Source organism: Devosia sp. (assembly GCF_017307565.1).
Classification (GTDB): domain Bacteria; phylum Pseudomonadota; class Alphaproteobacteria; order Rhizobiales; family Devosiaceae; genus Devosia.
In genome coordinates this window covers 1-9,188 of sequence record NZ_JAFKHD010000202.1, presented here as the reverse complement: position 1 = coordinate 9,188, position 9,188 = coordinate 1, and the positions used below count along the sequence as shown (strand labels likewise).

The window sequence follows — 9,188 nt, the reverse complement described above, 5'->3', positions numbered from 1 at the left end:
GCTGCCGAAGCCGCCATCGGTCTGGCCATCCTGGTTATTTTCTATCGCAACCGTGGCTCCATCGCGGTTGAAGATGCCAATATGATGAAGGGCTGAGGCTGACGCTATGATCATTCAGGCGATTGTCTTCCTGCCCCTCATCGGGGCGCTTGTTGCCGGGCTTCTCGGCCGCTCGATCGGCCACCGGCCGAGCGAATTCCTCACCACTGGCCTGCTGATCATTGCAGCCGTGCTGAGCTGGGTCGTCTTCATCCCCGTCGCCTTTGGTGACGGCCTTGTCGGTGCTGTGGGCGATGGCCACACGGCAGTGCTCAAGGTTGAAGTGATGCGCTGGATCCAGGTCGGTGACATGGATCTGCGCTGGACCCTGCGTGTCGATACGCTCACCGCCATCATGCTTGTGGTCGTGAACACCGTGTCGGCGCTCGTCCACATCTACTCGATCGGCTATATGAGCGACGATCCGCATCGGTCGCGCTTCTTTGCCTATCTCTCGCTCTTCACCTTCGCCATGCTCATGCTGGTGACGGCCGACAACTTCCTGCAGATGTTCTTCGGCTGGGAAGGCGTGGGTCTGGCGTCCTACCTGCTGATCGGCTTCTGGTACACCAAGCCGTCGGCCACGGCCGCCGCCATGAAGGCGTTCATCGTCAACCGCGTTGGTGACTTCGGCTTTGCCCTCGGCATCTTCGGTGCCTTCCTCGTGCTCGGCCATATCGACTTTGACGGTGCCTTTACGGCCGCCGACGAATTCGCGACCACCGGCCTCCCGATCATCCGCTTCCTGTCCTGGAACGTGGACGCGATGACCGTCATCTGCCTGCTGCTCTTCATGGGCGCCATGGGTAAGTCGGCGCAGTTTCTTCTGCACACCTGGCTTCCCGACGCTATGGAAGGCCCGACGCCTGTGTCGGCGCTCATCCATGCCGCCACCATGGTCACCGCAGGCGTCTTCATGGTCGCTCGCCTCTCGCCGCTGTTCGAACTCTCGCCGTTCGCCCTGAACGTCGTGATCGTCATCGGCGCCATCACCGCCTTCTTCGCGGCGACGGTTGGCCTGGTCCAGAACGACATCAAGCGCGTCATCGCGTACTCGACCTGTTCGCAGCTGGGCTACATGTTCGTCGCGCTTGGGGCAGGGGCCTACTCGGCCGGTGTCTTCCACCTTTTCACCCACGCCTTCTTCAAGGCTCTGTTGTTCCTCGGTGCCGGCTCGGTCATCCACGCCATGCACCATGAGCAGGACATGCGGAACATGGGTGGCCTTCGGAAGAAGATCCCCATCACCTATGCGATGATGATGATCGGTACCCTCGCTCTCACCGGCGTCGGCATCCCGGGCACCAATTTCGGTTTCGCCGGCTTCTTCTCCAAGGACTCGATCATTGAGGCGGCCTATGCGGTCGGCGGCAATATCGGCAGCTTCGCCTTCTGGCTCCTGGTCATCGCGGCTCTGTTCACGAGCTTCTATTCCTGGCGCCTGGTGCACCTGACCTTCCACGGCACGCCGCGCGAAGGCGCTCACGGTCACGACGATCACGCCCATGATGACCACGGGCACGGTCACCACGGCTCGGCCTACGACAACGCTCATGAATCGCCCAACGTCATGCTGGTGCCGCTTTATGTGCTGGCTGTCGGTGCGGTCCTTGCGGGCGCTGTCTTCTATGGCATGTTCTTCCATGACGTTGAGCACATCGAGCACTTCTTCAGCGGCGCGATCTTCGTGGATCACGATATCATCGAAGCCGCCCACCATGTTCCGACATGGGTGAAGTGGAGCGCCACGGTGTCCATGATCATCGGCTTCGTCGCCGCCTGGTACATGTACATCCGTCGTCCGGATATCCCGGGCAAGCTGGCAGCCACCAATCCGGGGCTCTACCAGTTCCTGCTCAATAAGTGGTACTTCGACGAGCTCTATGACCGGATCTTCGTGCGCCCTGCGCTCTGGATCGGTCGCGCCATCTGGCATGGGTTCGATGACTGGCTGGTCGACGGCAAGATCGCCGAGGGCCTCGGCCGTCGGGTTCAGAACGTCACCTCCTGGGTCGTTAAGCTCCAGTCCGGTTACCTCTATCACTATGCCTTCGCCATGCTGATCGGCGTGGCAGCGCTTCTGACCTGGGCCATTACGGCCGGGGGACTGATCTGATGACCTTCGAGAACTCTATCCTCACGATCCTGACCTTCCTGCCGCTCCTCGGCGCGGCACTGGTTCTGGTCACCCCCAAGACCGCGCTCAATGCCATTCGCTGGACGGCCCTGGTGACGACGCTCGTCACCTTCGCCCTCTCGCTCTGGCTCTGGGCAGCCTTCGACGCCTCCAATCCCGGCTTCCAGTTCGTGGTCAACTACAACTGGTTGGGCGATAGCATCGGTTACCGCGTCGGCGTTGACGGCATTTCCGTGCTCTTCGTGGTGCTCTCGGCTCTCCTGATGCCGTTCTGTATCCTGTCGAGCTGGGAAGCGATCGAGAAGCGCGTCAAGGAATACATGCTGGTCTTCCTGATCCTGGAAGTCCTCATGATCGGCGTGTTTACCACGCTCGACCTCGCCATGTTCTATGTCTTCTTCGAAGGCACTCTGCTGCCGATGTTCCTCATCATCGGTATCTGGGGCGGCAAGCGCCGCATCCAGGCGAGCTACAAGTTCTTCTTCTACACCTTCACCGGTTCGGTTCTGATGCTCCTGGCCATCATGGCCATGTATTGGAATGCCGGCACCACCGACATTTCGCGCCTCCTGACCCACCAGTTCCCGCAGAACATGCAGATCTGGCTCTGGCTGGCCTTCTTCGCCTCGCTGGCGGTGAAAATGCCGATGTGGCCGTTCCACCGCTGGCTGCCTGAAGCCCACGTGGAAGCCCCGACTGCCGGTTCCGTCATTCTGGCGGCGATCCTGCTCAAGCTTGGCGGCTACGGCTTCCTGCGCTTCAGCCTGCCCATGTTCCCCGATGCTTCGGCTCAGCTCTCGAACTTCGTGTTCGTGCTCTCGGTCGCAGCCATCATCATCACCTCGCTGGTTGCCCTCGTTCAGACCGACATCAAGAAGCTGATTGCTTACTCGTCGGTCGCACACATGGGCTTCGTGACCATGGGTATCTTCGCGGGCAACGCTCTGGGCATCCAGGGCGCCATGTTCCAGATGATCTCGCACGGTCTCGTTTCCGGCGCGCTCTTCCTTTCGGTCGGCGTCATCTATGACCGCATGCACACCCGCGACATTGAGGCCTATGGCGGCCTTGTCGAGCGCATGCCGAAATACGCCTTCGCCTTCATGGTCTTCACCATGGCGAACGTCGGCCTTCCGGGCACCTCGGGCTTCGTCGGTGAATTCCTCACCATGATCGGTGTCTTCCAGGTCAACACCTGGGTTGGCTTCGGTGCCGCCTTCGGCGTCATCCTGTCCGCCGGTTACGCTCTGTGGCTCTATCGCCGCGTGATCTTCGGTGCGCTGACCAAGGAAAGCCTCAAGGGCATTCTCGACCTCAACCTGCGCGAAAAGATCGTGCTCTACCCGCTGATCATCCTGATCATCGTGTTCGGCTTCTATCCCGCGCCGATCCTCGACACGACGGCCGCCGCTGTCGACAATCTGGTGGCCCACTACGCCGCCTCCGTCGGCCTCGACCCCGCCGTTTCCCTGGCTGATGCCCGGGCACCCCTCGAATACGCCGCGCCCACGGGCGAGGCCCAGCCGGCCGCCGAACATGCGGCCGAGCCTGCTGCGCACTAGGAGAGCATCGTGAACTCTGACATCGTTGATTTCGCGAGCGTTGCGCCAGCCTATCCTGAGCTGCTGATGGCAGTTGGCGCCCTGGTCCTTGTGATCCTGGGCGTCGTCATCAACAAGGAGCGGTCGGTCCTCATCTCCTGGCTCGCAGTCCTGCTGATTGCCGCCGCCGGTCTCGTCGCCATCCTGAACCCCTCCGATGGGGTGCTGTTCAATGGCGTCTTTATTGCCGACGCCTTCGGCCGCTACATGAAGCTGCTAGTTCTTGGCGGTGCTGCGCTCTCGCTCATCCTCGCCATGCCGAACTCCGAGGCAAACGGGGTCCACAAGTTCGAATACTCGATCCTGGCCGTCCTCTCGACGCTGGGCATGATGATCATGGTGTCGGCCAACGACCTCATGAGCCTCTATATCGGTCTTGAACTGCAGTCCCTGGCGCTCTACGTCATGGCCGCCATCAAGCGCGACGACAAGCGCGCCTCTGAAGCGGGCCTGAAGTACTTCGTCCTTGGTGCGCTCTCCTCGGGCATGCTGCTCTACGGCGCGTCGCTGGTCTATGGTTTCACCGGCCATACCAACCTTTCCGACATCGTCGGTGCCATCGCCATGGAAGGCCGCTCTATCGGTCTCGTCTTCGGCATGGTCTTCCTGCTCGCAGGCGTTGCCTTCAAGATTTCGGCCGTGCCGTTCCACATGTGGACGCCGGACGTTTATGAAGGCGCTCCGACCCCGGTTACGGCCTTCTTCGCCATGGCTCCCAAGGTGGCCGCCATGTCGCTGATGATCCGCCTGGTCATGGACACCTTCCAGCCGATCTCCCACGATTGGCAGCAGGTCGTGATCTTCCTTTCGATCGCCTCCATGGTGCTGGCTGCATTCGCGGCCATCGGGCAGAAGTCGCTCAAGCGCCTTATTGCCTATTCCTCGATCGGTCACGTCGGCTTCGCGCTCGTCGGTCTGTCGTCGGGCACCCAGGTTGGCGTCGAGGGCGTCGCGATCTATATGGCGATCTACGTCGTCATGACTGCCGGCCTCTTCGCCTGCATCCTGTCGCTGCGCACTGAAGAAGGCTACGTCGAGAACATCGAAGACCTCGCCGGTGCCGCCCAGACGCGTCCCTACGTTGCCGCCATCATGGCAATCCTGATGTTCTCGTTGATCGGCATGCCGCCGCTCGCCGGGTTCTTCGCCAAGTGGCACGTCTTCCTCGCCGCCATCGAAGCCAACCTCTATGTCCTCTCGGTCATCGGTATGCTGGCTTCGGCTGTGAGCGCGTACTACTACCTGCGCGTGGTCAAGACGATGTACTTCGACGAGCCCAAGGCTACGTTCATCGCCGTCCCGAATGAACTCAACATCATTCTCGGGGCGAGTGCCTTCCTGGTTGTCACTTACTACTTCACCGTTGGCAGTGTGCTAACCAATTGGGCACACATTGCCGCTGGAAGCCTGTTCTAGGTGTCTGAGTTTTCACTCGGCCCAAAGGCCCGGTCTGCCGGTTACCGGCTGGCCGGGTTCGATGAAATAGGGTCTACCAATGCAGAGGCGCTCGCGGCCGCAGCCGCGGGCGATCCCGGCGGTATCTGGTTCGCCGCTCTCAAGCAGACCGCCGGCCGTGGCCGCCGCGGTCGCGCCTGGGAAAGCCCTTCCGGCAACCTGGCCGCCAGCCTCCTTATCGTTCCCGACGCTGAAACTAATGTTTTGGCAACGCTGGGCTTTGTCGCCGGTGTCGCTATGCAGAACGCCTTCGCGCAGATCCTGCCCAGGGGCGCCGTTCGCATCGGTATCGACGGCGCTGATGCCATGAACGGCTCCGGCCGCGTGGCGCTAAAGTGGCCCAACGACGTCCTTGCTGACGGAGCCAAGGTCGCCGGCATCCTGCTGGAAATGGGCAAGACGTCCGATGGCCGCCACGCAATCGTCATCGGCATTGGCGTCAATGTCATTGCAGCGCCCACCGGTTTGCCCTATCCCGCTACCAGCCTTAGAGATCTCGGCTACGATCGCCGTGCCGAAGACGTTTTTGAGGCGCTCTCGGAAGCTTGGGTAGATGCCTTCGCCCTCTGGAACGATGGCGTCGGTATCGCCGAGATTCTGAACCAGTGGCGGGGCTCTGCCGCTGGCATCGGCGCGCCCGTCGCCGTCACACAGGACGGCTTGGTCCGGCGTGGAATATTTGAAACCATCGACTCGTCCGGTCGACTGGTCATGCGCGACGATGATGGCGCGCGGATCGTGATCACGGCCGGCGATGTGCATTTTGGGGCAACGGCCAGCGCCCGAAGCTGACCACAGACTCGCCTGGCGACCGACGACCAAAGTTCCGTTTGGCGTCAGGCACATAAAGGAAAAGAATAACCTATGGCTAAGAACCAAAGGGATGAACTCGTCTTCGTTCCACTCGGGGGCGTCGGCGAGATCGGCATGAACATGGGCGCCTATGGCTTTGGCCCCGAAAAATCCCGCAAGTGGATCGTCGTCGATTGCGGCGTCAGCTTCGGCGGTCCGGACCTGCCGGGCATTGAGCTCATCATGGCAAACCCCGAATTTCTCGAGGAAAATGCTGATGACGTACTAGCCCTGATCCTCACCCACAGCCACGAAGACCACTACGGCGCCGTGCTCGATCTCTGGCCCGTCTTCGACAAGCCGGTCTACGCAACGCCCTTCACCGCTGCCATGCTGGCCGCCAAGCGAGCAGGGGACGGCATCGTCGAAAACGTCGACGTCCGCATCATGCGCACGGGCAAGCCGTTCCAACTCGGCCCCTTCACGATCGAAGCGATCAACGTCGCCCACTCGATCCCTGAATCCAACAGCATCCTGATCACCACCCCGATCGGCCGCGTGCTGCATACGGGTGACTGGAAGCTCGATCCCACGCCCGTCGTCAGCGCCCCCACCGATGTGGAACGCTTCAAGGCCATCGGCACCGAGTCCGATCTGCCGCTGGCGCTGGTCTGCGATTCCACCAATGCTCTCAAGGACGGGGAAAGCCCGAGCGAAGCCGAAGTCGGTGCCACGCTCGCTGCTCTTATTGCCGAAGCGCCTAACCGTGTTGCTGTCACGACCTTCGCGTCCAACGTCGGCCGCGTGGTCTCCATCGTCCGCGCCGCCCACCAGGCTGGGCGCCAGGTGGTCCTCTCCGGCCGCTCGCTGCACCGCATCATGGGCATCGCCAAGGAACTCGGCATGCTCGAGGGCCTGCCGACGCTGCACGATCAGGATGCCTACAAGACCATCGCGCGCGACAAGTGCGTGCTGATCTGCACCGGCAGCCAGGGCGAAGCCCGCGCTGCCATCGCCCGCATTGCCCGCGGCGAGCACCCGGTTATCGATCTCAACGCCGGCGACCGCATGATCTTCTCGTCCTGGGCCATCCCGGGCAATGAGCGCGAGGTCATCGACATCCAGAACCTGCTGATCGACAAGGGTATCGAGGTCATCACCCAGAACGACGCGCTCGTTCACGTCACCGGCCACCCGCGCCGGGACGAGCTGCGCCGCCTCTATTCCTGGGTCAAGCCGCAGGTCCTCGTTCCCGTGCACGGTGAAGCGACCCATCTCGCTGCCCACGCCAAGCTTGGCCGCGAAGAAGGCATTCCCAACGTCTGTGAAACCCGCAATGGCGATATGGTCCGGCTCTTCCCCGAGCCCATGGCCTATCCCGCCGAAGTCCGCACCGGCGAACTCTATCTTGACGGCCTCGTGCTCTGCACGCCGGAGGAATCGGGCGTAAAGGGGCGCCGTCGCCTCTCCTTCGGCGGCATGGTCATCGTTAGCCTCGCAGTCAATTCCAACGGCCAGGTCGTCTCCGGCCCGGACTATGTCATCGAAGGCCTGCCCGAGACCGAAGACGAGTCGCTCGTTGAGCTCGTCGAAGACACCGTGACCAATACCATCAAGAGCCTGCCGCCCAAGCGCCGCACGGACCCCGATGTGTTCTCTTCGGCGCTCTTCAAGGCCATCCGCAACGAAGTGAATGGTTTTTGGGGCCGCAAGCCAAACGTCAACGTCTTCGTTCACCGCGTATAGGCTTGCCTGCAATGGCGGCGCGGCAGGAATTTCTGATGCGTCCCGATTGCTCACGAAACGGGCGGGTGCGACAGTCAGACACTTTCGCGCCGCCCCTTTTTAGGACTAGATGACAGCATGCAATTCGGTTCGCTCATTGCGGTTTTCTTCGTTGTCTGGTGGCTCTCCTTCGTGGCGGTGCTACCGATCGGCGCGCAAAGTCACCACGAGACTGGCACGGATATCGTCGCCGGCGGCGATCCTGGTGCCCCTGTTGCCGCGCGCCTTCCGTTCAAGCTGCTGCTCGCTACTGGTGTAGCGATTGTCGCCACGGCCTTGCTCTTCTGGGCTCTCAGCAACGAAATGCTGATGGCATACTGGAACCGCTAGGGCAGGCGTCCTCAACGGTCCTGGCTTGTCCCGGCAATGAACTCCGGTGGCAGCGACGGACGTTCGGTGCCTGCCTGAACGTCCTAACTCTTCCTCGCCTTGCCCACCGCATGCACATGCGCCATGGCCAGTGCTGCGGCGACGTCTTCTTCCGTCGCCTTTGCCAGACTCATAGTCGTCCAGCCCTGCCGTCCCCAACCATTCGGAATAGCTTCAAACAGGTCCGGCGCGAGCTGGCATTTGAATTCCTGCTCATCCGGAGTGAGCTTGAGGTTTGCGCTGAGGGCATCCGCGGCGAGCGTTGCAAAAGTGCGCTTCACCTTGAACGCCGTGCGATCAAAATGCGGCGCGCTTGTCGCGTCCGGCAGGGCGAGGGCAATTCGCGTAAAGCTTTCGGCGTCCACCATAGTGCCTTGATCCCTAAAACAAAAAAGCAGGGCCATAGGCCCTGCTTGATTAGTTGAATCGACAATACGTTGGTCTTAGGCTCGCTCTACAGCGTGCGGCCAACGCTCCTCCCTTGACGTTGTCGACCGATAGCGGTTGCACCGCCTTCGCTTTATTGTGACGGAAACCTAACAACAGTTTTTCATCCTGTCACGTAGATTCTGCATAGCTTGCATGCTTGAAACGTATGGACGGTTGGGCTCTGAGTGGGCATCAACAAAAGTCTGAGTCGAAGCCAAGAATTTCGGAGTTCCCATGCGCCTTTCCCGCTATTTCCTGCCGGTTCTGCGCGACGTTCCAAAGGAAGCCGAGATCGTCTCGCATCGGCTTATGCTGCGTGCAGGCATGATCCGCCAGCAGGCCTCAGGCCTCTATTCCTGGCTGCCGCTCGGCTACAAGGTCCTGATGAAGGTCCAGAAGATCATTGAAGAGGAGCAGAACCGCTCCGGCGCGGTCGAGCTTCTGATGCCCACCATCCAGTCCGCCGATCTCTGGCGCGAATCGGGTCGCTACGATGCCTACGGCAAGGAAATGCTGCGCATCGAAGATCGTCACGAGCGCGAATTCCTCTATGGCCCGACCAATGAGGAAATGATCACCGA

At 61.2% G+C, this 9,188-nt stretch carries 8 protein-coding genes and 1 pseudogene; 8 read left to right on the top strand and 1 reads right to left on the bottom strand.

Features of this window, described 5'->3' with window-relative positions; all coding sequences use genetic code 11:
- The 7 genes from J0I64_RS06370 to J0I64_RS06340 all read left to right on the top strand — a co-directional run.
- The coding region (locus tag J0I64_RS06370; protein ID WP_366933702.1) for an NADH-quinone oxidoreductase subunit K at positions 1-96 on the top strand (96 nt) is incomplete at its 5' end.
- Between the two features lie 10 nt (positions 97-106).
- Entirely contained in the window at positions 107-2,155 is a 2,049-nt protein-coding gene (gene nuoL, locus J0I64_RS06365; protein WP_291406762.1) for an NADH-quinone oxidoreductase subunit L, read from the top strand.
- The gene (locus J0I64_RS06360; RefSeq protein WP_291406761.1) at positions 2,155-3,738 is read left to right on the top strand and encodes an NADH-quinone oxidoreductase subunit M; all 1,584 of its coding nucleotides are present in this window, start codon (positions 2,155-2,157) and stop codon (positions 3,736-3,738) included. The genes nuoL and J0I64_RS06360 overlap by 1 nt, the downstream gene beginning before the upstream one ends.
- A 9-nt stretch (positions 3,739-3,747) precedes the next feature.
- Complete coding sequence (gene nuoN / locus J0I64_RS06355; protein ID WP_291406760.1) at positions 3,748-5,193, top strand: NADH-quinone oxidoreductase subunit NuoN; 1,446 nt, start codon at positions 3,748-3,750, stop codon at positions 5,191-5,193.
- Positions 5,194-6,024 carry a biotin--[acetyl-CoA-carboxylase] ligase gene (locus tag J0I64_RS06350; protein ID WP_291406759.1) on the top strand — a complete coding sequence of 277 codons (831 nt, stop codon included), beginning with the start codon at positions 5,194-5,196 and terminating at the stop codon, positions 6,022-6,024.
- A gap of 72 nt (positions 6,025-6,096) precedes the next feature.
- Positions 6,097-7,770 (top strand): ribonuclease J, encoded by a 1,674-nt coding sequence (locus J0I64_RS06345; protein ID WP_291406758.1) that lies wholly within the window; start codon positions 6,097-6,099, stop codon positions 7,768-7,770.
- A 117-nt stretch (positions 7,771-7,887) separates the two neighbouring features.
- Entirely contained in the window at positions 7,888-8,139 is a 252-nt protein-coding gene (locus J0I64_RS06340) for a DUF1467 family protein (protein ID WP_291406757.1), read from the top strand.
- Between the two features lie 83 nt (positions 8,140-8,222).
- Here the strand turns inward: J0I64_RS06340 and J0I64_RS06335 are convergent, their stop codons facing one another.
- Entirely contained in the window at positions 8,223-8,546 is a 324-nt protein-coding gene (locus tag J0I64_RS06335; RefSeq protein WP_291406756.1) for an MmcQ/YjbR family DNA-binding protein, read from the bottom strand.
- Positions 8,547-8,841: 295 nt separating this feature from the next.
- Here J0I64_RS06335 and J0I64_RS06330 point away from each other — a divergent pair.
- Positions 8,842-9,188, top strand: a pseudogene (locus J0I64_RS06330) (proline--tRNA ligase); the annotation flags it as partial.